Genomic DNA, 24,682 nt, shown 5'->3' with positions numbered 1-24,682 from the left:
TTCACTCATCGTCGTTGAAATAAAAAAGCGCGGGTTTTGCCCGCGCTTTTTTTGTTAACTGTTGAACTTACGACCTTAACGCCGCCAGTTCCTCGATGCCGACATGGCTCTCGATCTCGCTGCCGCGCAGATAGAGGTAGAGGCCGATCGCGAAGGCGAGGATGGCGATGAAGACCAGATACCAGGCATGGGCCATCGGATTGATCGCAAGCGCCGTCGTCACGCCGATCGGCGTCAGCCCGCCAAAGACGGCATAGGAGACGTTGTAGGCGAAGGAGAGGCCGGAGAACCGGACCGATGCCGGGAAGGCGCGAACCATGACATAGGGCACCGCACCCGCCATGCCGACCGAGAGGCCCATCACGCCATAAAGCACGAACATGGTCTGAAGCGAGGTGCCGGCGTAGCTGTAGAAGGTGAAGGTGGCGATGCCGAAAAAGATGCTCGCGCCCATGAAGAAGAGGCCGGAGCCGATACGGTCGATCAGGGCGCCGGCGATGATGACGCCGAAGATCAGGAACAGCGTGCCGAAGCTGGTGCCGGCGAGCGCCTGCGTCGGGGTGTAGCCATAGAGCTTCTGCAGGAAGGTGGCGGTCATCAGCGTCGTGACGACGATGGCGGCCGACAGAACCCATGTCAGCAGAGCGGAGATGATCACGCCACGCATATGGTGCTTCAGTACCAGCCCGAGCGGCAGCTTGTCCGTCAGCGATTTTGACTTCTTCATCTCCATGAAGATCGGCGTTTCTTCCAGCCAGCGGCGCAGATAAACAGCGATCAGGCCGAAAATGCCGCCGAGCAGGAAGGGAATGCGCCAGGCGTAACCGGCCACGTCTTCCGGTGTGAAGAGCGAGTTGATGGCGAAAGCGATTAGCGAGCCCAGCATGATGCCGAAAGAGAGGCCGGATGTGAGAAAACCGCAGGCAAGCCCGACGCGGCGGAACGGCACGTGTTCGGCAACGAAGGTCCAGGCCCCCGGCACTTCACCGCCGATGGCAGCACCCTGCAGCATACGCAGGATGATGAGCAGGATGGGGGCGGCGACGCCGATGGTGGCATAGGTCGGCATCAGCGCCATGCCCAGCGTGGAGAGCGCCATCAGCAGGATCGAGAAGGCAAAGACGCGCTTGCGGCCATAACGGTCGCCATAATGCGCGAGAACGATGCCGCCCAGCGGCCGCACCAGATAACCGGCGGCGAAGATGCCGAAGGTCTGGATCATCACCAGCCAGTCGGGCATTTCCGGCGGGAAAAACAGATGGCCGATGACAGTCGCGAAAAATACGAAAATGATGAAGTCGTAAAATTCGAGCGCACCGCCCAGGGCCGAAAGACCGAGAGTTTTGTAATCCTGGCTGTTGAGTGGCCGGGCTGCTGCCGGTGTGGTGGTGGGAGACATGAAGCTGCTTCTTTTCTAAATTACGTATTACTTATGGGCATGCGGCAAGCGCAGCGCGATTTCAAGCCTTATCGATGTTCAATCGCTCAGGTATTTCGAGGGACGGTCGAGGAAGCGTCGTAGGAAGCTGATGTTCTCCAGCTCGTCATAGAGGCGCTCGGTGACGCCATCCTCATCGAAACAATAAATCGTCGCCTCGGGAATGGCCAAGAGCACCGGTGAATGGGTGGCGATGATCAACTGGCCGCCACTATCGGCGGCGTCACGGATGAGGGCCGCCAGTTCGAGCTGTTTTTGCGGCGAAAGCGGGCTTTCCGGTTCGTCGAGAAAATAGAGGCCGGCGCCATGGACCCGCCGGTGCAGAATGTCGAGAAAACCCTCGCCATGCGACCGCCGGTCTATGGCATTGTTCCTGATGATCCCGCGAAACGTCTCCGGAGTTTCCTCGGGAAAGTCTTCGCCTTTTTTCAGAGCCTTCTCCCGCTCCCAGCGAAAATCGTCCAGCGCCTCCTCATTCTGGCGACGGACATAACCGAGGACATCTTCCGCGCGCAGGAACATGCGAATCTTCGGATATTTCTTACGGGCGAAATAGAAAGACTTCGCCACGGTCTCGGCATGCTGGAGATAGAGGTCGCCGGCCACCTGGCCGTGATTGCCGATGGCATAAGCCGTCATCCCCGCCGCCAGCCCCTCCAGCAGCGTCGATTTGCCGGAGCCGTTATTGCCGGCAAAAAAGGTGATTGGCGTCTTGAATTCGAGGCGTTCCAGATGGCGCAGCGCCGGAACCGAGAAAGGGTAATCATCCCTCCCGCCCGTGCTTTCCTTCATGGTTACGCTGTCGAGAAACAGCATGTCGCAGTCCTTGCCAATATCCATCCTGTGCGGAGGTGGTGAGCCTCGGCGCGTCTTGGAGACCCGAGGTGTGTCAGTAGGACTGCAGTTTAACGTGGTCTGCGGCCTGCGCCAATGGCGCCGGACTGTTCGGTCTCAATTCGGCTTTGCAGGGCTATATTTCTTAGTGTATTATAAAATAATAATTCATAACTTGTAATATAGTATGATTTCGTATATACGATTGGACATAATAACTATTGTGTAATTAAAAGACTAAACCAGATATATACTCCGTATTAATACAGTGGTGTCAATCGTCATGCATTCTCATTGCTGTTGTGGGGAATGGATGAATTACATTGCACTATTTTCCGCCGTGACCCTTTTTTCCGCGATATTCGCGAGTGGGGCAGAGGCGCGGAAGGTTCGATTATTTGCCATACCCGGATTTGGCGGCGGTGAGACGATCGATCTCGTCTATGATCTGCCGAACACCGCAGCTTTCCTCCGGGACGGGAAGGCGCTCGATCTCGGTTATCTGAATGGTAGCACTAGCGGCTATGTTCTGTATCACGGCGACCGATATACCAAGCTCAGCCATGCGGATATTGCGAGCCTGAAGGCGACGCTTGGTTTTGATCCAACGACCAAACACCGCATGGAACGCGCAGCCCGTGACGAGCAGAACAGCCGCTGGGGCTTGGTGATTTTCATTGCCGTGCTTGCGGTCGGCTTTTTGGTTTTCATCCACAAGGGGCTACAGATCATACGGTGGTTTGCGCGGTCACTGACGACACCAGCCGTCACTGACAATGGCTCCGCGGACGCCGTGTCCGATCCGCTGGAGATACGCAAGAAACAACTGATGAACCGCCAGTGGAGCGACAACCAGGCTAGTCCGGGCGCAAGTGTGCCGGCACCTTCCTCAGAGCAGGCGCCGTCCCGGGCCGGCGCTCCTGTCCGGGCTTTCGGGCGCAGGAACGCCTGAGCCTGACCCGGCTCCGTCCGCGAACCGTCACAGGACCGGGACTATTCGAACCGGTCTATGATGCTGATGCCGCTTTCCCTGAAGCTATCCATGGCGGGCAGGGCGGTTGCGGCCTCGGAAAGCGTGATGTGGCGGCCGATCAGCTTTTCCGGTGCAAGCTTCCCGCTTTCGATCATGGCCAGCATGTCCCCGTAACGCCACGCCTGCATGCCGTGGCTGCCGTAGATTTCCAGCTCATGGGCGATCACCCGGGCCATGGGAATGGCGGGCATGGCATGGTCGGCGAGCATGAGGCCCACCTGCACATGGCGTCCACGCCGGCGCAGGTTGCTGATGGAGTTGCAGCAGGTTTGCGGATGGCCAAGCGCATCGACCGAGACATGCGCACCGCCGCCTGTCACCTCGCGCACGGCGTCGGCAACATCGGCAACCGTGCGGCTGTTGATTGTCGCGGTCGCGCCGAGCTGCCGGGCCATCTCAAGCTTGTCTTCGGCGATGTCGATGGCGACGACCTGCGCGCCAAGACCAGCGCCGATCATGATGGCGGAGAGGCCGACGCCGCCGCAGCCATGAACCGCCAGCCATTCGCCGCCCTTCAGGCGTCCCTGATCGGTCACGGCACGGAAGGAGGTGGCGAAACGGCAGCCGAGGCCGGCGGCGGTGGCGTAGCTCATCGATTGAGGCAGGTGCACGAGGTTCTGGTCGGCATAATCGATCGCGACATATTCGGCGAAGGAACCCCAATGGGTGAAGCCGGGCTGGAACTGCGCTTCGCAGACCTGCTGGTTGCCGGAACGGCATTCATGGCAATGGCCGCAGCCGGAGACGAAAGGAACGGTAACGCGGTCGCCGGTCTTGAAGCGGGTGACGTGTCTGCCGACCGCGGCGATGACGCCGGCAAATTCGTGGCCGGGAACGTGCGGCAGGCGAATATCCGGGTCATGCCCCATCCAGCCGTGCCAGTCGCTCCGGCACAGGCCCGTCGCTTTCACCGCGATGACGACGCCGCCATCGGTCGGTTCCGGATCGGGCAGGGATGCGACTACCGGGGTTTCGCCGAATCGTTCGTAATAAAGCGCGCGCATCATGGCCTCACATCGTTGGTATGCAGGTTCGAAGTGATACCTGCTCTACCATTTCCAGCAAGGGGGCGGAGCGGTTTTGCATCCGGAAAGGTGGTTCAGTCCTTGATGACCATCAGGTCGCCGGCCGCGAATTTCAGCGTCACCGGCTCACCGACGGCGGGGGGCGCTGTGCCGGGATCGTTGAACATGTCGAAAGACAGGGTCGAGCCGCCAAGATCGAGGCGGGTGCGGATGACGGAGCCGAGGAACTGGCTGGAGGTGACCGTGCCGGAAATGGCGACATCGCCTTTCGCATCACTGCCGAGCGAGCCCGCTTCCGGTCGCAGGGCAAGAGTAATTTTTTCGCCGTTCGCCGCATCGACCGGCTTGTGGAGGGTGATCTGCTGCTCTCCGACACGGATGGTGTTGGAGGAGGAATCCACGATGGTCGCGTCGATGAGGTTGAGCGTACCGACGAAGGAGGCGACGAAGCGGGTCGCGGGCTTGTTGTAAATATCGAAGGGCGAGCCGATCTGGTCGGCGCGGCCGCCATTCATGACAACGATCCGGTCGGAAATCGACAGGGCCTCTTCCTGATCGTGGGTCACGAAAATGGTGGTGATGCCGAGTTTCTGCTGAATCTGGCGGATTTCCTCACGCAGTGAGACGCGGATTTTGGCGTCGAGCGCCGAAAGCGGCTCGTCGAGCAGAAGGACTTCCGGCTTGGGGGCCAGAGCGCGGGCAAGCGCCACGCGCTGCTGCTGGCCGCCCGACATCTGGTAGGGGTAACGGTCGGCCAGATGTTCCAGATGGATGAGCTGGAGCATTTCCTTTACGCGCGCATCGATCTCGGCTTTCGGCTTGCCGGCGACTTTGAGCCCGAAGGCGACGTTCTCGTAGACATTCATGTTCGGGAACAGCGCATAGGCCTGAAACACCATGCCGATATTGCGCTGGTTTGGTCTCAGCGTCGTCTGGTCCTTGCCATTGATGACGATCGATCCGCCAGTCGGGATTTCAAAGCCGGCGATCATGCGCAGCACGGTGGTTTTGCCACAGCCCGATGGTCCAAGAAAGGAGACGAACTCGCCCTTTTCGATGGCCATGTTGAAATCATGCACGACCTGCACGGAGCCGAAGGATTTCTTGATATTGCTAAGTGTCAAAAAGCTCATGAAAATCTTGTCCTCAGGCCTTGGGAGGCGCGCCCTTCTGGTAGCGTGAAACGAGTTGGATCAGACCCAGGCAACCCCAGGTGATGCCGAAGGAAATCACGGCAAGGGCCGCCGGTTCATAGGCGCGGTTGGCGCCGAGCAGCTGCATATAGGGGCCGAAGGCCGGGCGGTTCAAAAGGGCCGCCATGGTGAATTCACCGATGACGATGGCGAAGGTCAAAAACGCGCCCGAGAGCACCGCGACCAGAACATTGGGCAGGATGATGCGCGACAGGATGGTCGTCCACCCTGCGCCAAGGCTTTGCGCTGCTTCCGTCAACGTCGAGACGTCGATGGTTCTGAGACCGGTGTCGACGGCGCGGTACATATAGGGCAGGGCAAGCGTGGCATATCCGAACATCAGAAGAAGGTTTGTGCCGAAGGTCGTGCCGGTCAGCGGCAGCCAGCTCGAGGTGTTGTAGAGACGGATGTAACCGAACACGATGACGATGGCCGGGATAACCAGCGGCAGAAGAGTAATGAATTCGATATAGGGCCGCAGGCCCGGCAGTTTCAGACGCACCCAATAGGCCGTTGGCACGACCAGCAGAACGCCGAAGACGATGGTGAACAGCGCCATCACGACGGAGTAGCTGAAGGTTTCCTGAAAACGCGGATCGGTAAGCACCTTGGCATAGGCGTCGAAGGAATATTCGCCGCGCCGCATTTTCAGCGAGAAGTTGGTCATGCCGATCAGCGGCAGGGCGAAATAGAGCAGGCCGAAAATCAGCGCGCCCCAGGCGAAGAAACGCTTCATTTCAGCCACCTTTCGCTGCGGGCGCGCAGCCAGATATAAAGTGCATTGGCGATGCCGGTGACGACGATCATGCCGAAGGCAAGCGCATAACCGAGATGCGGATTGCCGAGAACGTCGCCGCGGATCTGCGCGAAAAGCAGGATCGGAACGATATTGAGCGAGGAACCGGTGAGCGCGATTGCCGTGGCCACCGCGCCGAAGGCATTGGCAAACAGCAGCGACATGGTGCCGAGCAGCGACGGCAGCAGGATGGGGAAGGCCACCATGCGCCAATATTGCAGGCCGGTCGCCCCGAGGATTTCCGCCGCCTCGCGCCATTCGCGCTTCAGCCCGTCAAGCGCGGGCGTGATGATGAGGATCATCAGCGGTATCTGGAAGAACAGATAGGTGACTGTCAGGCCCCAGAAGGACAGGATGTTGAAGCCGAGGAGCCTCAGATCAATGCCGATCTGCGTCTTCAGGAAGACGGTGAGGAGGCCGACCGGGCCGAGCGTGGCGATAAAGGCGAAGGCGAGCGGCACGCCGGCAAATTGCGAGGCGACGCCAGAAAAAGTCAGAAGCGGTCCGCGAATGCGTTGCGGTAATCCGCCCAGCACCACGGCGGCGGCGACCGCAAAACCGATCAGGCAGCCGAGAGCCGCCGAGGCGAGGCTGATCTTGATCGAAATCCAGTAGGCGGCAAGGATTGATGAGGTGAAAAGCCCGGCAATGTTTTCCAGCGTGAAGCTGCCATCCGTCTGCTGAAACGCGCCGATGACGATCTTCATCGTCGGCAGGATCAGAAACAGCAGAACAAAAACGGCAAAAGGTACGATCCCTATCCAGTGAAGAGGCAACTTCCTGCCCGCATCGGATGGTCCGCCGGTGTTGGTTGATGACATGCCTTGTCCCCAAACGCCGTTTTTAAAACGGTCTGTCTATTAAGGTATTCATTATAAAAGAAGCACCCCGGCTTTGATCGGCCGGGGTGCATTTTCAACAGTTTACTTCACGTTCGCGCCGACGACGCTGTCCCAGCCGCCGGTGACGGCAGCCTTGTTGGCGTCGACTTCCTCGAGTGTCGGGAAGATCGCCTTTTCATAGGCTGCTGCGGGCGGCAGGCTGTCGATCAGTTCCTGCGGAACCTTGCCGGCCTTGACCATGGCGTTGAAGCGGATCGGGTGGCAATAGCCCTTCAGCCAGCCAAGCTGACCGTCGTCGGAGTAGAGATGCTCCATCCAGAGCTTTGCAGCGTTCGGATGCGGTGCGTAGGCGGAAATGCCCTGAACGTAAACGCCGGCGAGAACGCCCTTCTCAGGAACGACGACTTCCGTCGGCGGGTTGTCGTTCAGCGTCTTCTTCCAGGAAAGGGCGTTATAGTCCCAGGCGATGATGATCGGGGTCGCACCCTGGGCCAGCGTGCCGGCCTTGCCGATGACCGGAAGGAAGTTGCCCGCCTTGTTGAGGTCGGCGAAATACTTCAGGCCGGCTTCACCGGCTTCCTTGCCAGACTTCGCACCGGTGGAAAGACCGGCGGCGAGAACGCCGAGGATCGCCTGGTTGGAGGCGCGCGGATCGCCGGCAAGCGCTACCTGACCGGAATATTCCGGCTTCTGCAGGTCTGCCCAGTCCTTCGGCGTGTTCTTGACGAGGTCCTTGTTCACGAACATCGACATGACGCCGTAATAGTCGCCGTACCAGTAGCCTTCCGGATCCTTCACATTGTCAGGAATTTCGTCCCAGGTGGAGACCTTGTAAGGCTGCAGCAGGCCTTCGGCCTTCATCTGCGGGCCGAAGGCGAGACCGACGTCAACGACGTCAGGAGCCTGTGGGCCCTTGTTGTCCTTGTTCGCCTTGATGGCTTCGACTTCATCGGCGGAGCCGGCGTCGGGGTTCAGCTCGTTGACGGTGATTTCCGGGTATTTTGCCTTGAAAGCGGCAATCACGTCGCCGTAACCACACCAGTCGTGCGGCAGCGCGACGGTGGTCAACATGCCTTCCTTCTTGGCGGCGGCGATCAGTTCGGCGCTCGGTTCAGCGGCGGCAATCGCGGTGGAGGCGATGACCAGCGCGGTGGTCGTAGCAAGCAGTCGGCGGCAGTGAGAGATCACTTTTTTCTCCTCTTCGTGTTCTCATATTGCGGACGCTGATACGGATTCTCGATGAAGCTAATGTGACGGCCAGATTACAAATTATTTATCCGGATTCCGCCACTTTACACTCGTTTTCCGCCACTATCAGGATTGTATGCCTGTAATTGCGGGAGTTGCCCGTTTTCGTCCGTTAGACCAGATGCGTTCCCCAGCTTGGTGTTTTCCCCTGTTTTATCGTGCTGGTGGCGATGACAGGTATCCAATCAGCGTGCGGCATCCGCGTCAAGTCGTATGCCGGCTATGCAAATTCATGTTCTTTCCGGCCTGCGGAACAGCCGTGTCTGTTCAAACAGGCCTTCCAGCGCGTTCATGCGTTCCTTGGTTTCATCCCAGGTGCCGCTCTGCACCGCCTCGATCAGGGCTTCGACCACGAACAGGGTGACAACGGAGGAATCCCATGCCGAGGGAGCCTCGATCCTGACGCGGAAAATGTGCAGCGCATGGCGCGCCACCGGCGATGTCCATTGATCGGTGAAGAGGATGATCTGCACGCCGTTGGCCTTGGCCACCTCGGCGAGCGTCGTCATGTCGTGCTCGTAGCGTCGGATGTCGAATATGACGAGCACGTCGCCGGCGCTCATGTTCAGCATATATTGCGGCCAGGCGCTGGAATTGGACGACATCAGCGTCGTCTTCGGGCGGATCACCTGCATATGGGTGAAGAAATATTCGGCAATCGCGCCGGTGATGCGCCCACCCACGAAATAGATACTGCGCTTGCGGTCGGAAAGCAGCGCGGCGGCATTGTCGAAGACAGCGGTGTCGAGGTCACTCAGCGTATCGCGCAGATTGCCGGTAATGGCGTCGGCGAAGCGGTTGAGAATGTGCAGGCCGGGCGCATTGGTGGCCCAGCGGTCGTGTTTGGCGACGGGTCCGGAGATCGTTGCTTCCAGTTCCTGATGCAGATGCGCCTGAAATTCCGGATAGCCCTTATAACCGAGTTTCTGCACCATGCGCGCCACCGTTGGCGTCGAAACGCCGGCATTTTCCGCGATCGTGGTGATGCTGCCGAGGCCGGAGACGGGGTAGTTGCCGAGCAGGCTTTCCGCCAGCCGTTTTTCCGAACGGGTCAGCGCGCCGTAATGGGCATGGATGACATCCGACACGGTCGCCGTCGTGCTGCGCAAATTTTTCCCCTTTCCGGTCTTCTGCCGGTGCAAGGCTAAAATAAACATCTGTGCCAGCTATCGAGTCAATGGGGAAAATGAAGAGAAAATTTCAAAATTCCATTTGACACTCGCAATAATGTGAAGAATTCTTTTCGTCATTGGCGGAACACGGGGTTTCCGGGTGGGGTTCGTGCATGACGGTGCGTTCACGGTTTTTCACAGAAGCGGAAGGGCAGGCCGTCGGCGTTGAGAATGCGGCGGCGAAAGGCGATGTCCTTCTCGTCTGCGAGCATGCCTCCGCCACCATCCCGCAGAAATACGGCACGTTGGGTCTTTCGCCGGAGGTGCTTTCGAGCCATGCGGCCTGGGATCCGGGCGCTCTCGCCGTTGCCCGGCTGCTTTCTGAAAAATTTGACGCCACGCTCGTCTACCAGCGGTTTTCGCGTCTCGTCTATGATTGCAACCGGCCGCCCGAATCGCCTTCCGCCATGCCGGTGAAAAGCGAAATTTACGATATTCCCGGCAATTTCGAGCTCAGCGAAGCGGAGCGGTTCGCCCGCACATCAGCGCTTTATGTGCCGTTTCATGATCGGGTGAGCGAGATTATCGCTAAGCGGCAGGCGGATGGCCGCAAGGCGGTGGTGGTAACCATTCACAGTTTCACGCCCGTTTATCACGGCCGGTTCCGCGAGGTTGAGATCGGCATCCTGCACGATAGCGACAGCCGCCTGGCGGATGCGATGCTCGCGGGCGCCGAAGGATCTTCTCTCACGGTCAATCGCAATGATCCTTATGGCCCGGAAGACGGTGTGACGCATACGCTTCGGCTGCATGCGCTGCCGGACGGGCTTTTGAACGTCATGATCGAAATCCGCAACGATCTCATCGCCAATGAAGGAGATCAGGCGGCCATTGCCGGTTTTCTCCATGAGCTCATGGAGAAGGCGCTCTCATCGATTGACGGGTGAGGGAGCAAGGGCTGGCCGATGGTGAAAGCACCGGGGCCGGCCATTGAGACGAGACTGCCGCCATTCAATAAAGCCGGAAAGGCGCGAAGCGGCAAGGGAACAGCAAGTGCGTGCGGCAGAGCGAGGGAAGCACCCGCGTGAAGCCGGAAACTGGGGCACAATCGGCCAATAACGGCTGACTGGCTTGTTTTTTTCTTATCAGGAGAGAAGGGCATGGACAGTTCATCATCAGGCGTCAGCTACAAGAAGGCTGATGCATCCTATTTCGAAAAACGCGGACTATCCCGTTATGCGGGCGTGTGGTCGCTGTGGTCACTCGGCGTCGGCGCGGTCATATCAGGGCATTTTTCCGGATGGAATTTCGGCTTTTCCACCGGCGGCTGGGGCGGCATGCTGGTGGCGGGCATCATCATCGCCATCATGTATCTCGGGCTGACATTTTCAATCGCGGAAATGAGCCCGGCCTTGCCGCATACGGGTGCGGCCTATTCCTTCGCCCGCACGGCCATGGGTCCATGGGGCGGGTTCATCACCGGACTTTGCGAGAATGTCGAATATGTGCTGACGCCGGCGGTTGTCGTCACCTTCATCACGGCCTATGTGAACTCCATTCTCGGCCTTGATCCGGCCTATTCACCCTTCGTGTGGATAGCGTTCTATCTGATCTTTCTTGCGCTCAATGTCTTCGGACTTGAGCTTTCCTTCAAGGTCACACTTGTTATCACACTGATTTCGCTCGCCGTTCTGGTGTTCTTCTGGATCAGCGCCATTCCCAATATCGATTTTTCGCGTTTCGCGCTCAATATCGGTGTCGGACCTGATGGCAAGGCGGTGGAGCTGCCGGAAGGTGGCGGTTCCTTCTTCCCCTTCGGTTTCTCGGGCGTTCTCGCCACGCTGCCTTTCGCGGTCTGGCTGTTCCTCGCCATCGAGCAGCTGCCGCTGGCGGCTGAAGAATCGGTCGATCCCAAACGAGACATGCCCAAGGGCATCATTCTCGGCATGGTGACGCTGATGGTCTCGGCCTTCATGATCGTGCTGCTCAACCCATCCCTGCCGGGCGTTGGCGCTTTCCATCTCAGCTCCTCGCTCGAGCCGCTGCTTGATGGTTTCAAGGCGATCTACGGCGATGGCGGCGTGGTGGTACTGGGTCTCGTTGCCTTGACCGGCCTGATCGCCAGCTTCCATACGATCCTTTATGCGCAGGGCCGGCAGATCTATTCGCTGTCGCGTGCGGGTTATTTCCCGACCGTTCTGTCGATCACACACTCCAAATACCGCACACCGTATGTTGCCAATATCTCCGGCGCAATTGTCGGCCTCGCTGTCATGCTTGTCATCTGGTTCTCGCTGGGTGCGGAACAGGGCGGCAGCATCATCGGCAGCGTGCTTTTGAACATGGCAGTGTTCGGCGCGATGTTCTCCTACATCATGCAGGCGATTTCCTTCATTCTGCTGCGGAAAAACCTGCCGCATATCGAGCGGCCGTTCCGCTCGCCCTTCGGCATTCCGGGCGCGGTGCTGACTGTTATCATCGCCATCGTCACGCTGCTTTACCAGATCCAGGATCCAAACTTCACCAAGGGCGTGCTCTGGGTCGCCGTCTGGTTTGCCGTGGCGATCGCCTATTTTGCCTTTGTCGGACGCCATCGCCTCATCCTGTCGCCGGAAGAGGAATTCGCGATGGAGCACAAGCAGGCTGCGGTTACCGCAGCGGCTGCAAAGGCCTGATGCACAAACAAACGGGCGGCCGCATCCCGGCCGCCCGATCGCCACAATAAAAGGGAACGGACAAAAATGACGAGCTACACATTCGACGCGCTTAAAATGGATGTCGCCGAGGGGCGCATCGACACGGTTCTGGCCTGCCTTGTCGACATGCAGGGGCGTCTGATGGGCAAGCGGTTCCAGGCGGAGTTCTTCGTCGAAAGCGCCTTTGAGGAAACCCATAGCTGCAACTATGTGCTTGCCACCGACATGGAGATGGAAACCGTTCCCGGTTACAAATCCTCAAGCTGGGAAAAGGGATACGGCGATTATGTGCTGAAGCCCGATCTTTCGACGCTGAGGCGTGTGCCCTGGCTGGAAGGCACGGCGCTGGTGCTGTGCGACGTGCTTGACCATCACACCCATGAGGAAGTGCCGCATTCGCCGCGCGCGCTTCTCAAAAAGCAGGTGGCGCGGCTGGAGGCCATGGGGCTGAAAGCCTATATGGCGACCGAGCTGGAATTCTTCCTGTTCGACCAGACCTTCGATGCGGCGCGTGCCAACGGCTACAAGGGGCTGAACCTCGCCAGCGGTTATAATGAAGACTATCATATCTTCCAGACGACCAAGGAAGAGGACGTCATGCGGGCGCTGCGCAAGGGCCTGCAGGGTGCGGGTATTCCGGTCGAAAATTCCAAGGGTGAGGCATCCGCCGGCCAGGCGGAAATCAACGTTCGTTACGCCGATGCGCTGACCATGGCCGACCGGCACGCCATCATCAAGAACGCCACCAAGGAGATCGCCTGGTCGAAGGGCAAGGCTGTGACCTTCCTTGCGAAGTGGAACTACAATGCCGCCGGCAGTTCCTCGCATATTCATCAGTCGCTGTGGAGCGTCGACGGCAAGACGCCTGCTTTCCTCGACAAGGACGCCAAGCACGGCATGTCGGAGCTGATGCGGCATTATGTTGCCGGGCTTCTCGCTCATGCCAGCGAGATCACCTATTTTCTCGCCCCCTATATCAATTCCTACAAGCGGTTCATGGCTGGCACGTTTGCGCCCACCAAGGCGATCTGGAGCCTCGACAACCGCACGGCGGGATATCGCCTCTGCGGCGAAGGCACCAAGGGCATCCGCATCGAATGCCGCGTCGGCGGCTCCGATCTCAATCCCTATCTCGCCATGGCGGCTTTGCTTGCGGCAGGCATTGACGGCATCGAAAATAAACTCGGACTTGAGCCCGCTTTTGTCGGCGATGCCTATGGCGGCAAGGACGTGCGCGAGATACCCAAGACCCTGCGTGACGCCACCGCGTTTCTGGACGGATCGAAAATGCTGCGAAAGGCCTTCGGCGACGATGTGATCGACCATTATGTCCATGCCGGACGGTGGGAACAGGAAGAATACGACCGCCGCGTGACCGACTGGGAAGTGGCGCGCGGTTTCGAACGAGCCTAATCATTACGGGAAAACATCATGACCATGATCCAGAATATCTCGCCCATCGACGGCTCGGTTTATGCCGAACGGGAGGCGATGTCGCTGGAAGCGGCGCGCGCCGCCGTTTCGAAAGCGCGCAAGGCGCAAAAGGACTGGGCGCGACGTCCGCTTGAGGACCGCGTTCAGCTGGTTCTGAAAGGCGTGGCGCGCCTTAACGAAATGGTGGCCGAAGTTGTGCCGGAGCTGGCGCATATGATGGGCCGTCCGGTTCGTTATGGTGGCGAGTTCAAGGGTTTCAATGAGCGCTCCAACTATGTCGCTTCCATCGCGGCCGATGCGCTGGCACCCCTCGTCATCGAGGAGAGCGGCAATTTCGAACGCCGCATCGAGCGTGAGGCGCATGGCGTGGTCTTCGTCATCGCCCCGTGGAACTACCCCTACATGACGGCGATCAACACCGTCGCGCCTGCCCTGATGGCCGGCAATACGGTTGTTATCAAGCACGCGGCGCAGACGCTGCTGGTCGGCGAGCGCATGGTGCGGGCTTTCGTCGAGGCCGGTGTGCCTGACGATGTCTTCATCAATGTCTTCCTCGACCATGCCACGACCTCGGCGCTGATTTCCGAAGGGCTGTTCAATTTCGTCAACTTCACCGGTTCGGTGGAAGGCGGCCGCGCCATCGAGCGTGCCGCTGCCGGCACTTTCACCGGCCTCGGTCTTGAACTCGGCGGCAAGGACCCCGGTTATGTGATGGAGGACGCCGATCTCGACGCCGCCGTCGATACGCTGATGGATGGCGCCACCTATAATTCCGGGCAATGCTGCTGCGGCATCGAGCGTATCTACGTCAATGAAAACCTCTATGACGAATTCGTCGAGAAGTCCGTCGCCTGGGTGTCCAACTACAAGCTCGGCAATCCGCTGGAACAGGAAACGACGCTCGGGCCGATGGCCAACAAACGTTTCGCCAAGGTGGTGCGCGCGCAGATCGCAGACGCCGTCGCAAAGGGTGCCAAGGCTCTGGTCGATCCGAAGCTTTTCCCCGCCGATGACGGCGAGGGGGCATATGTCGCGCCGCAAATCCTCGTCAATGTCGATCATTCCATGGAGTTCATGACCGAAGAAACCTTCGGCCCCGCGCTTGGCATCATGAAGGTCAAAAATGACGACGAAGCCATCGCGCTGATGAACGACAGCAAATATGGCCTCACCGCCTCGCTCTGGACGCAGGATGCCGCACGCGCCGGGCGGATCGGCCGTGAGATCGAAACCGGAACCGTGTTCATGAACCGCGCCGATTATCTCGATCCCGCCCTTTGCTGGACCGGTGTGAAGGAAACGGGCCGCGGCGGCTCGCTCTCCATTCTCGGCTTCCAGAACCTGACCCGACCGAAATCCTACCATCTGAAGAAAGTCACGAAATGAATATCGTCGCCAACTGGAGCTATCCCACCGCCGTCAAGCTTGGCCGTGGCCGGATCAAGGAACTGGCGGAAGCCTGCAAGACGCTCGGCATCAAAAAGCCGCTGCTCGTGACCGATCGCGGCCTTGCCAACATGGCGATCACCGCACATGCGCTCGACGTGCTGGAAGAGGCTGGCCTTGGCCGGGCGATCTTCGCCGATGTTGATCCGAACCCCAACGAGATCAACATGGAAGCCGGCGTCAAAGCCTATCGCGATGGCGGCCATGACGGCGTCGTCGCCTTCGGCGGCGGTTCGGGCCTCGATCTCGGCAAGACCATCGCCTTCATGGCCGGGCAGACGCGCCCGGTCTGGGATTTCGAGGATATCGGCGACTGGTGGACGCGGGCGGACGCCGCCAAGATCGCGCCGATCGTCGCTGTGCCGACGACGGCGGGCACCGGTTCGGAAGTCGGCCGCGCCAGCGTCATCACCAATTCGCAGACCCATGTGAAAAAGATCATCTTCCATCCGAAGCTGCTGCCCGGCGTCGTCATCTGCGATCCGGAGCTGACGGTCGGCATGCCGAAGGTCATCACGGCGGGAACGGGCATGGATGCCTTTGCCCATTGCCTCGAAGCCTATTCCTCGCCGTTCTTCCATCCGATGAGTGCCGGTGTGGCACTTGAGGGTCTGCGTCTCGTCAAGGAATTCCTGCCGCGCGCCTATAAGGATGGTACTGACATCGAAGCACGCACCAATATGATGGCGGCGGCAGCGATGGGGGCGGTTGCCTTCCAGAAGGGACTTGGCGCCATTCACTCGCTCTCGCATCCGATCGGTGCGGTCTACAACACCCATCACGGCATGACCAATGCTGTTGTCATGCCTGCGGTGCTGCGCTTCAATCGCCCGGCCATCGAAGACAAGATTGCCCGCGCGGCTGCCTATCTCGGCATTTCCGGCGGTTTCGATGGGTTCTATGACTATGTGCTGGAGCTTCGCAAGGAACTCGGCGTGCCTGATAACCTGACCGCCATGGGCATCAAGCCTGATCGCATCGATGAGCTGGCGGCGGAAGCGATCAAGGATCCGAGCTGCGGCGGCAATCCGGTGCCGATGACGCTGGAGAATACCAGGAAACTGTTCGAGGACTGCTTTTAGGGATAGCCTTTATTCGTCAGGCTTGTGAGAGCTCGAGAGGCTTCTCCCCGGCGGGGAGAGGAAATATGCCGCGCCTTCACGCCGTGCGATGTAAGCCCGAAGAGGACGCTGCCAATTATCGACAGCCCGCGATACTCCATCGCGGGCTTTTCGTTGCGCGGCATAACCGTTCTTAGCCTTTTATTAACCCTGTTCGTTAAGATTACGGAAAGCACCATGAATTGCTTCGGTGCGTGAATGAGCATGAAACGGCTCTGATCAATCGGGAATATCATGCCTGTCATTACTTTTGCCAACACCAAGGGCGGCGCGGGAAAAACCACCGCCGTACTGCTTCTGGCAACCGAACTTGCCCGCAGCGGCCACCGTGTGACGGTGCTGGATGCCGATCCGCAATTGTGGATTTCCCGCTGGCACGAATTATCAGGCGACATCGAAAATCTCTCGGTGATTTCGCATGTGACGATGGCCTCGCTCGAGGGCCATATTCGCGAGAATAAAGCGAACACCGACTGTTTCATCATCGACCTGCCGGGAGCGAAAACCCCGCTTCTGACCATGGCGCTCGGTATTTCCGACCATGTGCTGATCCCCGTACAGGGCTCAGCCATGGATGCGCGCGGCGCTGCCGAGGTTCTCGATCATATCGAATTCCTGAACCGCAAGATGGGCAAGGCGATCGCCCATTCCATCGTGCTGACGCGGGTCAATGCCATGGTGGCGACACGCTCCCTGCTTCTCGTCAAGATGCTGCTCGCGGAAAAGAACGTATCGGTTCTGAATACGCCGATTGTCGAGAGAGCGGCCTATCGCGATATTTTCGATTATGGCGGCACGCTTCTCTGTCTCGACAAGGACAAGGTCAGCAATATCGACAAGGCCGTGGAGAACGCGAAAGCCTTCGCGACTGAGGTCGTCGACCTTCTGCCGCAACGGCTTCTGCGGCTCGGCACGCAACCTGCGCGCCTCTTCGCCCGCAAAGCCGCCTGAGAGCCGGAGCTGCCGTAAACGCAGGGACGGTTCCGTCCGCCTGCTTAAGGCCAGAGGACATCTCCGGCTCGTCAAGGCGCATAGCCGCGCAGCTTGTTGTAACGTGCGATCTGTTCCTTGGTCAGCAGCTTCACCGTTTCGAGATGAGCGGCAAGGTGGATGTATCTCAGCCTGGCGCGGCTTTCTTCAATACGGTCGAGCTGCGCGCGCAGTTGATCCGCATCGATTGCGCCGTTACGGAAGCTCGCATCCAGCGCCGCTTCGCCGGCGATCATTTGCCTGCCTTCTGTCGCGGCATCTTTTCGCATGGTTTGAAACAGCTGCTCGACGGCGGTGTTCTGCTCCACCGTCAGCGCCAGTTCGGTCGCCATCTTTCCGACATGTGAGGGACCCGGCATGCCGTTGAGATCGGCGGCCTTCGCAAAGCCCCATCCGCCTCCCTGTTCCAGTTCGGCCATATCCTCGGCCGACAGGCTTTTGATGGTTCGGCTCTGCTGGCCCGCATAGGGAGACTGGTGGCGATGCTGCTCTTCCGCCATGGCGGAGAGGGGGATAAGGGCGGTGAGGAATACAGGAACCGTGAATTTCATGGGTGCTGTCCGAGCTGTTGCGATCCCCTGAGCTTGCCAGCCGGCCGGTTTGCCGGACATGATAGAAATCATGTCGAGTTCGATTTTTGACCAGCTTCGCCCGAGGGCGTCCATCTCCAGATCCTTTGAAAAAGGTGAATACCTTTTTCATCAGGGCGACCCCATTCACATGCTGGCGCTGGTCGCCGAGGGTTACGTCCACCTGATGCGGTTTCAGGCGGATGGACATAGTGCGGTGTTGCAGCGCGCGGGGCCCCTGGCGATTCTTGCCCAAGCCTCGGTCTTCTCGCAGCAATATCACTGCGACGCCATTGCGATGACGGCAGGGCGCGCATTGTTCGTGCCAATCGGCACGCTGCGGCAATTGCTTGAACGCGAGCCAGCATTCGCGCTGGAATGGATAAGCCATATTTCCGGCGAGCTGAAAAATGTCAGAACGCGTGCGGAAATATTGGCGCTGCGCTCGGTCAGTGCGCGGCTCGATGCATGGATCACCGTCAACGAAGGCAGGCTTCCGCCCAAGGGTCAATGGAAGGGCCTCGCAGCTGAAATAGGCGTTTCTGCCGAGGCGTTGTATCGGGAAATAGCGAGACGCCCGGATTCATCCGACTAACCGGGCGCAGGCGACAAATTATCTGCTTGATTTGGAAATGATCGTTTCCTATATTGCGGCCATGACCAATATCGCCCAACCCAATTCTCAGGAACAGCGCCATCGCGGCAGGCCACGCGAGTTCGATCTCGATCATGCGCTTGATGGCGCGATCCGTGTCTTTTCCAGACGCGGTTACCACGCCACCTCCGTTGGCGATCTCACCGATGCGATGGAACTGGCGCAGGGCAGTCTTTACAAGGCCTTCAAGGACAAGAAGGCCGTGTTCATCGCCACGATGGAGCGCTACAGGATCGTACAGACCGAGCGTTTCGAGGCAGCGGTGGCCGGTTTCGATACCGGTTACGAGCGTCTTAGGGCAGGCCTGATGTTCTATGCTGAACGGTCGCATGGCGGTGTCGGTTCTGATGGATGTCTGGTGGTTGGTGCTGCTGCCGATCTGGCGGCCCTGGACGACGACATTGCAGTTGTGGTCGAGCGGGCCGTGAAGGCGAGAGAGCGCATCGTCGCCCGTCTCGTTGCCGAAGGGCAGAAGGATGGTTCCGTAGGTTCAAAGGCTGATCCCGATGATCTCGCCCGGGCGATGTTGTGCATGATGTACGGCATGCGCGTGGTGGGAAAGACGGGGCGCAGCCTCAAAGACATGGTGGCCGTGGTGGATATCGCCATGAAGCTTGCCGAGTGATTTTTGTGATTATTTAGGAAACGATTGTTTCCATATTGGAGAAAATGATGACGACGCGTGTAATTGAAGGGGATGATGTTGAGGCAACATCCATTTCCCCGGCCTTGACTTTCCTCCTGGCGACAGCCTGCGGACTGATTGCCGCCAACCTTTATTATGGCCAGCCGCTTGCCGGCATTATCGGGGCGGAACTTGGTCTTTCCGCCGGCGCTACCGGCCTTATCGTAACCCTGACTCAGATCGGTTACGGTATCGGTCTGCTGTTTGTCGTGCCGCTTGGCGATCTCGTTGAAAACCGCAAGCTGGTCGTCAGTTCCGTCGCGATGGCGGTGCTTTCCCTTGTGGGAGCGGCATTCGCGCCGCATGCGGCCCCGTTTCTGATTGCGGCCTTCCTGGTCGGCGTCAGTTCGGTCGCGGTACAGGTCATCGTTCCCTATGCCGCCCATATGGCGCCGCACGCCATTCGCGGCAGGGTCGTCGGCAATGTCATGAGCGGGCTGATGGCCGGCATCATGCTGGCGCGGCCGGTTTCCAGCCTGTTGTCGGAAGTGGTGTCATGGCGCGGTGTTTTTCTGACGTCTGCGGCAGTCATGGCGCTTCTTGCCGTGGTGCTTTTCCGGCTTCTGCCCACCCGCATGCCCGATGCGCGGTTGAGCTATGGGGCCTTGATGGCCTCGATGGGCCGGCTGGCGCTTCACACGCCGATCCTTCGGCGGCGGGCGATCTATCATGCCTTCCTGTTTGCGGCTTTCAGCCTGTTCTGGACCACGACGCCGCTTTATCTGAGCGGGCCGCATTTTAATCTGAGCCAGGGCGAGATTGCGCTCTTTGCACTGGCCGGTGCGGCCGGCACCGTGGCCGCCCCGATTGCCGGGCGGATGGCCGATCGCGGCTGGACGCGTGCGGCCACCTTCTTTGCACTGGTGGCGGTGGCGCTCTCCTTCGCCGTCACCCATCTGGCGCCTGAAGGCTCACATCTGGCGCTCGCCATTCTGGTCGTCGCTGCCATCGTTCTGGATTTCGGCGTCACCACCAATCTGGTGCTCGGCCAGCGGGCGATCTTTACGCTCGGAGCGGAATTCCGCAGCCGCCTGAACGGCATCTACATGGCGACGTTCTTCATGGGTGGTGCGATCGGTTCCGCCGTGGGCGGCTGGGCCTATGCTGTCGGCGAATGGCAGGCCGCCTCGTGGATCGGCTTCGCCTTGCCGGTGGCGGCCCTTCTATATTTCCTGACGGAAAAGCGCGACTGAAACTCCATCAACGAAAAAAGCCCGGCGGACCAAACCGCCGGGCTTTTTCTTTTTTTGTTCCAGTCAATCTATTCCGCGAATTCGACCACCACGCCGGGACGGACCATTTTCGCCAGTTCGGTCGCATCCCAGTTGGTCAGGCGGATACAGCCGTGGCTGTTGGTCTTGCCGATCTTGGACGGTTCCGGCGTGCCGTGAATGCCGTAGGTCGGCTTCGACAGGGCAATCCAGACCGTGCCGACCGGGCCGTTCGGACCCGGCGGGATTTGCAGGATCTTGTCGTTCTGGCCCTGCTTGAAGTTGATCTTCGGATTATAGGTGTAGCCCGGATTGAGCGCGATGCGCTCCACCGTATGCGTGCCGCTCGGCGACGGCGTATCCGTGGAGCCGATGGTGGCGGGATAGGCGGCGATCAGATTGCCGTCCTGACCATAAGCGAAGACCTGTTTGATGCCCTTGTGTGCAACGATACGGGCGACCTGCCCCTTCTTCGTCTCACCCGGATTGACCACCTTGATGATGGTGCCGGGCACGGAGAAATCGATGCCGGGGTTCAGTTCCTTCAGGTAGTTCTCATCCATGTGGAAGCGTTCGGCCAGCGCCTCGGACGTGGAGGTGAAGGAGAGGGCCGGCAATTGTGATTTTGCGGCATAGTCGTCCGGAATGGAGGCGACATAGGGACCGGCGGCGTCGGCGGCGGTAATCGTATAATCCACGATCGGCATGCCGCCGGAGGCGCGCAGCCGCTCCAGAATATCATCGGAGTTGTTCGGATCGAGCTTTTCGCCGGTCATGTCCTGCCAGGCGGCAATCGCCTTGTTGACGTTGTCGCCCATCTTGCCGTCGATGACGCCGGGCGAGATGCCCTCGCGATCGAGGAAGGTCTGCAGCGCGACGATTTCCTGACGCGAGCGGTTGACAGGTGTGGTCACCGGCGTATGCCGCTCAATCAGGTGATCCGGCTGCGGAACGGCGGCCGTGGTGCTCTCGCCGGGCATCGGTTGACCGAGTGGGCCGCTTTCAACCGCGCCGGGCGCGGGAACGGAACCGGTATAGAAATTGTCGTCGGAGCCGTCGCCGCGATATTCGCGGTAATCGCGCACGCTGCCATTGTCCTGATAGCCATAGTCGCGCTGCGGCTCGCGATACTGGCCGCCGGGGGCGGGCGGATAATAGGTGGTGTCGCGCTGGCGTGCCTGCTGACGCTGCTGATAACCGGAGGGCATTTCGGTGGCCAGGAGATTGCCGTACTGGTCGTAAAACACCGTGCGACCCATCGCATCACGGCTGATGACGATATCACCGCGCTCCGGCATGAAGTCGAGCACACGACCGTCCGGAGTGACCAGCATTGTCTGCTGTTGGTCGCCATAACGCTGCTGCGCACCAGCCTGCAGCGGGGCGATAACCGCCACCAGCGCGACCGTCAGACCCAGAGCTGCGTTAAGAAACTGTTTCACGATTCTGCTATCCCTTGCTTGTTCACCGATAAACACACCGCAATCTTGACCCTATTGTGAAAAAGGTGAATTCGCGGTTAATGCAATCTTAATTTCCGTCACAGTTAGTAGCGTTTCCGTGAACCATGCGTTTTTAGTGCCACAGGGAGGTTATCTTGCGTTCGTTTCAGGCTGGCAGATCGCCACGCATTTTCCTCGATGAAACCTCCGTTTTCGATATCGGCGCCTGCGTCGTCGATGGCATTGACATCGCGCCCGGCCGCGCCATTCCCGATGATGGCGATGCGCGTATCGACCATTCGCTGGAAGGCTTTCTGTTCACCTGCGGTCCCGACCATATCCGCCATCCCGAACCGATCGACGGCGACGGTGAGGGGCGTCGATATCCGCTGCATGGCTCCTTCTCCTCGCATCCCGCGACGACCATCGTCTTCGATGTTCAGGAGTCCAATGCGCTGGCGCGTGTCGAGGTTCCCGTGAAGCTTGCCGATGGCGGCACAGCGCTGCTGGAACGGACATGGAGCATCGATGGCGAAAGCGGTGAAGTCAGCCTTGATGACAGGATCGTCAATACGTCCGAGCGGCCGATCCCGGTGTTCCTGATGTATCACATGAATGTCGGCGCCCGCCTGTTTGACGATGCCGTGCGGCTGGAAGGCACGATGCTGGAGGGCGGCGGCCATGGCTGGCGTTTTGGCGAGGAGCCGGGCAATGTTTTCTGTGTCTCTGCTGGAAAAGATGAATGGGCGGAATTGAAGCTTGGGCCGATTGCGGCCATCAGCGGGAAGACGCTGACCATGCGTTTTCGCACGGACACGCTGCCCTATCTGCAGATGTGGCGTAACCAGCAGGAGCCCGCCAATGTGCTCGGCATCGAGCCGGTTTCGCATCGCTGGGTAGGGCGTAGCCAGCTTGAGGCGGCGGGCGAGTTCAATATTCTTCAGCCGGGCGAAAGCCGTTCCTTCGGCCTGCGCTTTTCCATCCTCTGAGCTGTACCGAATGAAGGCCACGCATCATTGACGCATGGGGTTTGACCGCTTACATCGGATGCGGATTTAAGGATGACAGCCAGCGGCGCGGACGCCGGTTTCAGCGGAGGTATGACATGGATATCAGGCGCATAGACGACGAATATTCGGTAACGGGACAGATCAGCGTTGCTGATCTGGACGAGATCAAGGCGCTCGGCTTCAAGTCGATCGTCTGCCACCGCCCTGACGGCGAAGAAGAGGGCCAGCCGCTTTTTGCCGATATTGCCGAGCGTGCCGAGCAGCTTGGCCTCACCATCATGCATGTGCCTGTTGGCCGTTACGGCGTCGACGCCGATGCCGTTACGGGCATGGTGGATGCGCTGGACGAATTGCAGCGCCCGATGCTTGGTTATTGCCGCTCCGGCGCGCGCTCGACGGCGATCTACGAAAAGACCCATCACCTGCGCGGCTGATTTTCCGCGCATCTAGATTTTTAATGCCAATCAACAGGAGTTTTCCATGACCATCAAGCGTATCGAGCCGGGCAAGCGCATGAGCGGCGCCGTCGTTCACGGCAACACCGTTTACCTGGCCGGCCAGGTTGGCGAAGGCACTGGTGTGACCGAGCAGAGCAAGTCGGCTCTCGCTGAAGTCGATCGCCTGCTGGCCGCTGCCGGTTCCGACAAGTCGAAGATCCTGCAGACCATCATCTACCTCTCCGACATGTCCACCTTCGGCGAAATGAACGCCGTCTGGGAAGGCTGGATCGACCCGGCAAACCCGCCGGCCCGCGCCACCAGCGAAGCAGCGCTTGCGACCCCGGACTACAAGGTTGAATTCATCGTGACCGCTGCTCTCTGAGCAACGGTTTGATTTCTGAGAAAAGGCCGGGTTGCGGATTGCAGCCCGGCCTTTTTTGATGGGATGGGGTCAAAAAACTCTCCCCGTCATGCCGGGCTTGACCCGGCATCCAGCCACGCCGCGCCTGCGCCGTAAAAAGAGTCTTCTGCGATCAAAGACTTGATCGCGCTGGACCCGGATCCAGTCCGGGGTGACGGGGCGACATGGCCACAAAATGCCAAGTAGAAGCAATTTCATGGTTTTTGAATCGCTTGCGCCTGTCACCTCACCGGCTAAGCAAGCGCCTTCTCAAATTGCTTCAACGTCGTCACCCGCTCAGCAAACCACAGCCGCGCCAGATCGCTGGCCGAGGCGAGATCGATTCCATCCGGGTCGATGGAGGTGATCGTCCAGCGGCCTGATTTTGCGCCGGCCAGAACGGTAAGCCGGGATGCTTCGCCCTTGATGGCGTTGAGGCGGGTCGCTTCGCTTTCCGCCGCCGCCATCAACTCTTCCGCGCCTGATAGATCGGTGCGCAGATCGGCCGGGGTGATGTTGCTGGCATTGCGGGCCGGGCCGCCATTGATCTGCACGCCCTCTGTCCGCAGCCGGTAAAGCCGCGTATCGGGCAGGGAGAGATAGAGCTTGGCCTTGGGATAACGGGCAATGTAGCGCCCGATGGCGAGTGGAACTTCATCCGGGCCGATTTGTTCCGCCTTGCCCACCAGTGTCAGCCTTGGCAGCGTCAACGCATCGCCCTTGCCAAACGGCGCGAGTGTCAGCGAGATGCGCGGGTCGGCCTCCATGTTGCGGGCGTGCAGCGTCAGCCCGGCCGCGAAGAAGAACGGCGCGCCATCCGGCTCGATGCCGATATTGGTCGCGGTCGTATAGGGATAACCGCTGACGGGATCGAGAGTGGCGAGCGCTGCCGTGCGGGATGTGTGCAGCACGTCGCGGGCTACGCGCACCGCCTCGAAAGGCGCGCCGGCCGAGGGTTCGATCTTCGCGCCGCGTGGAGTGATGACGGGAGGGGCTGCGTCCGGCATGTCGTATCCTAAGCTGTGAGTCTCAGTCAGGATTTACACCATGCCGGAGCCGTGT

General features: G+C 59.5%; 24 protein-coding genes. 13 read left to right on the top strand and 11 right to left on the bottom strand.

The window, feature by feature from the left end:
* Positions 1-67: 67 nt before the first annotated feature.
* Entirely contained in the window at positions 68-1,399 is a 1,332-nt protein-coding gene (locus MRBLRC7O_RS09000) for an MFS transporter (protein WP_060727421.1), read from the bottom strand.
* 78 nt (positions 1,400-1,477) lie between these two features.
* Positions 1,478-2,254, bottom strand: coding sequence for an AAA family ATPase (locus MRBLRC7O_RS08995; protein ID WP_060725257.1), 777 nt, complete (start codon positions 2,252-2,254; stop codon positions 1,478-1,480).
* Positions 2,255-2,585: 331 nt separating this feature from the next.
* Here MRBLRC7O_RS08995 and MRBLRC7O_RS08990 point away from each other — a divergent pair, with 331 nt between their 5' ends.
* Positions 2,586-3,224, top strand: a complete 639-nt coding sequence (locus MRBLRC7O_RS08990; RefSeq protein WP_060725120.1) for a hypothetical protein — start codon at positions 2,586-2,588, stop codon at positions 3,222-3,224.
* 41 nt (positions 3,225-3,265) lie between these two features.
* On the opposite strand, the gene MRBLRC7O_RS08985 is transcribed toward MRBLRC7O_RS08990, so the two are convergent.
* The 6 genes from MRBLRC7O_RS08985 to MRBLRC7O_RS08960 form a co-directional block, all read right to left on the bottom strand.
* Positions 3,266-4,309 (bottom strand): zinc-dependent alcohol dehydrogenase family protein, encoded by a 1,044-nt coding sequence (locus MRBLRC7O_RS08985; RefSeq protein ID WP_080866312.1) that lies wholly within the window; start codon positions 4,307-4,309, stop codon positions 3,266-3,268.
* Between the two features lie 95 nt (positions 4,310-4,404).
* A complete protein-coding gene (locus tag MRBLRC7O_RS08980) occupies positions 4,405-5,463 on the bottom strand; it encodes an ABC transporter ATP-binding protein (RefSeq protein WP_060727419.1) in 1,059 nt (352 codons plus the stop codon).
* Positions 5,464-5,476: 13 nt separating this feature from the next.
* Positions 5,477-6,259 (bottom strand): ABC transporter permease, encoded by a 783-nt coding sequence (locus MRBLRC7O_RS08975; protein ID WP_004430656.1) that lies wholly within the window; start codon positions 6,257-6,259, stop codon positions 5,477-5,479.
* A complete protein-coding gene (locus MRBLRC7O_RS08970) occupies positions 6,256-7,140 on the bottom strand; it encodes an ABC transporter permease (protein WP_080866311.1) in 885 nt (294 codons plus the stop codon). Before MRBLRC7O_RS08970 ends, MRBLRC7O_RS08975 begins: the two co-directional genes overlap by 4 nt.
* A gap of 102 nt (positions 7,141-7,242) precedes the next feature.
* Positions 7,243-8,349 carry an ABC transporter substrate-binding protein gene (locus MRBLRC7O_RS08965; protein ID WP_020009254.1) on the bottom strand — a complete coding sequence of 369 codons (1,107 nt, stop codon included), beginning with the start codon at positions 8,347-8,349 and terminating at the stop codon, positions 7,243-7,245.
* A 290-nt stretch (positions 8,350-8,639) separates the two neighbouring features.
* Positions 8,640-9,518, bottom strand: coding sequence for a MurR/RpiR family transcriptional regulator (locus MRBLRC7O_RS08960; protein WP_026363416.1), 879 nt, complete (start codon positions 9,516-9,518; stop codon positions 8,640-8,642).
* A 176-nt stretch (positions 9,519-9,694) separates the two neighbouring features.
* Here MRBLRC7O_RS08960 and MRBLRC7O_RS08955 point away from each other — a divergent pair, with 176 nt between their 5' ends.
* From MRBLRC7O_RS08955 to MRBLRC7O_RS08930, 6 genes are all read left to right on the top strand, one after another.
* Entirely contained in the window at positions 9,695-10,468 is a 774-nt protein-coding gene (locus MRBLRC7O_RS08955) for an N-formylglutamate amidohydrolase (RefSeq protein ID WP_080866310.1), read from the top strand.
* 213 nt (positions 10,469-10,681) lie between these two features.
* On the top strand, positions 10,682-12,196 hold the full coding sequence (locus tag MRBLRC7O_RS08950; protein ID WP_004430663.1) for an amino acid permease: 1,515 nt from the start codon (positions 10,682-10,684) through the stop codon (positions 12,194-12,196).
* A 66-nt stretch (positions 12,197-12,262) separates the two neighbouring features.
* Positions 12,263-13,630, top strand: a complete 1,368-nt coding sequence (locus MRBLRC7O_RS08945; protein WP_080866309.1) for a glutamine synthetase family protein — start codon at positions 12,263-12,265, stop codon at positions 13,628-13,630.
* An 18-nt stretch (positions 13,631-13,648) separates the two neighbouring features.
* A complete protein-coding gene (locus MRBLRC7O_RS08940) occupies positions 13,649-15,037 on the top strand; it encodes an aldehyde dehydrogenase family protein (RefSeq protein ID WP_080866308.1) in 1,389 nt (462 codons plus the stop codon).
* Positions 15,034-16,179 (top strand): iron-containing alcohol dehydrogenase, encoded by a 1,146-nt coding sequence (locus MRBLRC7O_RS08935; protein ID WP_080866307.1) that lies wholly within the window; start codon positions 15,034-15,036, stop codon positions 16,177-16,179. Before MRBLRC7O_RS08940 ends, MRBLRC7O_RS08935 begins: the two co-directional genes overlap by 4 nt.
* 273 nt (positions 16,180-16,452) lie before the next feature.
* Positions 16,453-17,169, top strand: a complete 717-nt coding sequence (locus MRBLRC7O_RS08930; RefSeq protein ID WP_080866305.1) for an AAA family ATPase — start codon at positions 16,453-16,455, stop codon at positions 17,167-17,169.
* A 71-nt stretch (positions 17,170-17,240) separates the two neighbouring features.
* On the opposite strand, the gene MRBLRC7O_RS08925 is transcribed toward MRBLRC7O_RS08930, so the two are convergent.
* Positions 17,241-17,759 (bottom strand): Spy/CpxP family protein refolding chaperone, encoded by a 519-nt coding sequence (locus tag MRBLRC7O_RS08925; RefSeq protein ID WP_004430673.1) that lies wholly within the window; start codon positions 17,757-17,759, stop codon positions 17,241-17,243.
* A gap of 58 nt (positions 17,760-17,817) precedes the next feature.
* Between MRBLRC7O_RS08925 and MRBLRC7O_RS08920 the strand changes: the two genes are divergently transcribed.
* Genes MRBLRC7O_RS08920 through MRBLRC7O_RS08910 form a run of 3 tightly spaced genes read left to right on the top strand, consistent with a single transcriptional unit; the run spans position 17,818 to position 20,310 of the window.
* Complete coding sequence (locus MRBLRC7O_RS08920) at positions 17,818-18,372, top strand: Crp/Fnr family transcriptional regulator (RefSeq protein WP_080866304.1); 555 nt, start codon at positions 17,818-17,820, stop codon at positions 18,370-18,372.
* Positions 18,373-18,409: 37 nt separating this feature from the next.
* A complete protein-coding gene (locus MRBLRC7O_RS08915) occupies positions 18,410-19,057 on the top strand; it encodes a TetR/AcrR family transcriptional regulator (RefSeq protein ID WP_031234587.1) in 648 nt (215 codons plus the stop codon).
* Positions 19,058-19,104: 47 nt separating this feature from the next.
* The gene (locus tag MRBLRC7O_RS08910) at positions 19,105-20,310 is read left to right on the top strand and encodes an MFS transporter (protein WP_004430678.1); all 1,206 of its coding nucleotides are present in this window, start codon (positions 19,105-19,107) and stop codon (positions 20,308-20,310) included.
* 68 nt (positions 20,311-20,378) lie between these two features.
* On the opposite strand, the gene MRBLRC7O_RS08905 is transcribed toward MRBLRC7O_RS08910, so the two are convergent.
* Positions 20,379-21,770 carry a L,D-transpeptidase family protein gene (locus tag MRBLRC7O_RS08905; protein WP_020009265.1) on the bottom strand — a complete coding sequence of 464 codons (1,392 nt, stop codon included), beginning with the start codon at positions 21,768-21,770 and terminating at the stop codon, positions 20,379-20,381.
* A 155-nt stretch (positions 21,771-21,925) separates the two neighbouring features.
* Here MRBLRC7O_RS08905 and MRBLRC7O_RS08900 point away from each other — a divergent pair, with 155 nt between their 5' ends.
* The 3 genes from MRBLRC7O_RS08900 to MRBLRC7O_RS08890 all read left to right on the top strand — a co-directional run bounded on the left by MRBLRC7O_RS08900 (position 21,926) and on the right by MRBLRC7O_RS08890 (position 23,602).
* The gene (locus tag MRBLRC7O_RS08900; protein WP_080866303.1) at positions 21,926-22,759 is read left to right on the top strand and encodes an aldose 1-epimerase family protein; all 834 of its coding nucleotides are present in this window, start codon (positions 21,926-21,928) and stop codon (positions 22,757-22,759) included.
* A 116-nt stretch (positions 22,760-22,875) separates the two neighbouring features.
* On the top strand, positions 22,876-23,214 hold the full coding sequence (locus tag MRBLRC7O_RS08895; protein ID WP_004430682.1) for a protein tyrosine phosphatase family protein: 339 nt from the start codon (positions 22,876-22,878) through the stop codon (positions 23,212-23,214).
* A 46-nt stretch (positions 23,215-23,260) separates the two neighbouring features.
* A complete protein-coding gene (locus MRBLRC7O_RS08890; protein WP_006310481.1) occupies positions 23,261-23,602 on the top strand; it encodes a RidA family protein in 342 nt (113 codons plus the stop codon).
* A 272-nt stretch (positions 23,603-23,874) separates the two neighbouring features.
* Here MRBLRC7O_RS08890 and MRBLRC7O_RS08885 read toward each other — a convergent pair whose 3' ends face one another.
* Positions 23,875-24,627 carry a HugZ family pyridoxamine 5'-phosphate oxidase gene (locus tag MRBLRC7O_RS08885; RefSeq protein WP_107675788.1) on the bottom strand — a complete coding sequence of 251 codons (753 nt, stop codon included), beginning with the start codon at positions 24,625-24,627 and terminating at the stop codon, positions 23,875-23,877.
* Between the last annotated feature and the right edge of the window lie 55 nt (positions 24,628-24,682).

This window comes from Agrobacterium radiobacter, assembly GCF_040801995.1.
Classification (GTDB): domain Bacteria; phylum Pseudomonadota; class Alphaproteobacteria; order Rhizobiales; family Rhizobiaceae; genus Agrobacterium; species Agrobacterium radiobacter.
The sequence above is the reverse complement of the archived record's forward strand: the minus strand, read 5'-3'. Positions and strand labels throughout refer to the sequence as shown.

What these genes read in the sequence shown, in the direction of transcription:
- MRBLRC7O_RS09000 (WP_060727421.1), bottom strand. Translation starts at nt 1,399, where the DNA reads ATGTCTCCCACCACCACACCGGCAGCAGCCCGGCCACTCAACAGCCAG.
- MRBLRC7O_RS08995 (WP_060725257.1), bottom strand. Translation starts at nt 2,254, where the DNA reads ATGCTGTTTCTCGACAGCGTAACCATGAAGGAAAGCACGGGCGGGAGG.
- MRBLRC7O_RS08990 (WP_060725120.1), top strand. Translation starts at nt 2,586, where the DNA reads ATGAATTACATTGCACTATTTTCCGCCGTGACCCTTTTTTCCGCGATA.
- MRBLRC7O_RS08985 (WP_080866312.1), bottom strand. Translation starts at nt 4,309, where the DNA reads ATGCGCGCGCTTTATTACGAACGATTCGGCGAAACCCCGGTAGTCGCA.
- MRBLRC7O_RS08980 (WP_060727419.1), bottom strand. Translation starts at nt 5,463, where the DNA reads ATGAGCTTTTTGACACTTAGCAATATCAAGAAATCCTTCGGCTCCGTG.
- MRBLRC7O_RS08975 (WP_004430656.1), bottom strand. Translation starts at nt 6,259, where the DNA reads ATGAAGCGTTTCTTCGCCTGGGGCGCGCTGATTTTCGGCCTGCTCTAT.
- MRBLRC7O_RS08970 (WP_080866311.1), bottom strand. Translation starts at nt 7,140, where the DNA reads ATGTCATCAACCAACACCGGCGGACCATCCGATGCGGGCAGGAAGTTG.
- MRBLRC7O_RS08955 (WP_080866310.1), top strand. Translation starts at nt 9,695, where the DNA reads ATGACGGTGCGTTCACGGTTTTTCACAGAAGCGGAAGGGCAGGCCGTC.
- MRBLRC7O_RS08950 (WP_004430663.1), top strand. Translation starts at nt 10,682, where the DNA reads ATGGACAGTTCATCATCAGGCGTCAGCTACAAGAAGGCTGATGCATCC.
- MRBLRC7O_RS08945 (WP_080866309.1), top strand. Translation starts at nt 12,263, where the DNA reads ATGACGAGCTACACATTCGACGCGCTTAAAATGGATGTCGCCGAGGGG.
- MRBLRC7O_RS08940 (WP_080866308.1), top strand. Translation starts at nt 13,649, where the DNA reads ATGACCATGATCCAGAATATCTCGCCCATCGACGGCTCGGTTTATGCC.
- MRBLRC7O_RS08935 (WP_080866307.1), top strand. Translation starts at nt 15,034, where the DNA reads ATGAATATCGTCGCCAACTGGAGCTATCCCACCGCCGTCAAGCTTGGC.
- MRBLRC7O_RS08930 (WP_080866305.1), top strand. Translation starts at nt 16,453, where the DNA reads ATGCCTGTCATTACTTTTGCCAACACCAAGGGCGGCGCGGGAAAAACC.
- MRBLRC7O_RS08925 (WP_004430673.1), bottom strand. Translation starts at nt 17,759, where the DNA reads ATGAAATTCACGGTTCCTGTATTCCTCACCGCCCTTATCCCCCTCTCC.
- MRBLRC7O_RS08920 (WP_080866304.1), top strand. Translation starts at nt 17,818, where the DNA reads ATGATAGAAATCATGTCGAGTTCGATTTTTGACCAGCTTCGCCCGAGG.
- MRBLRC7O_RS08915 (WP_031234587.1), top strand. Translation starts at nt 18,410, where the DNA reads ATGATCGTTTCCTATATTGCGGCCATGACCAATATCGCCCAACCCAAT.
- MRBLRC7O_RS08910 (WP_004430678.1), top strand. Translation starts at nt 19,105, where the DNA reads ATGACGACGCGTGTAATTGAAGGGGATGATGTTGAGGCAACATCCATT.
- MRBLRC7O_RS08895 (WP_004430682.1), top strand. Translation starts at nt 22,876, where the DNA reads ATGGATATCAGGCGCATAGACGACGAATATTCGGTAACGGGACAGATC.
- MRBLRC7O_RS08890 (WP_006310481.1), top strand. Translation starts at nt 23,261, where the DNA reads ATGACCATCAAGCGTATCGAGCCGGGCAAGCGCATGAGCGGCGCCGTC.
- MRBLRC7O_RS08885 (WP_107675788.1), bottom strand. Translation starts at nt 24,627, where the DNA reads ATGCCGGACGCAGCCCCTCCCGTCATCACTCCACGCGGCGCGAAGATC.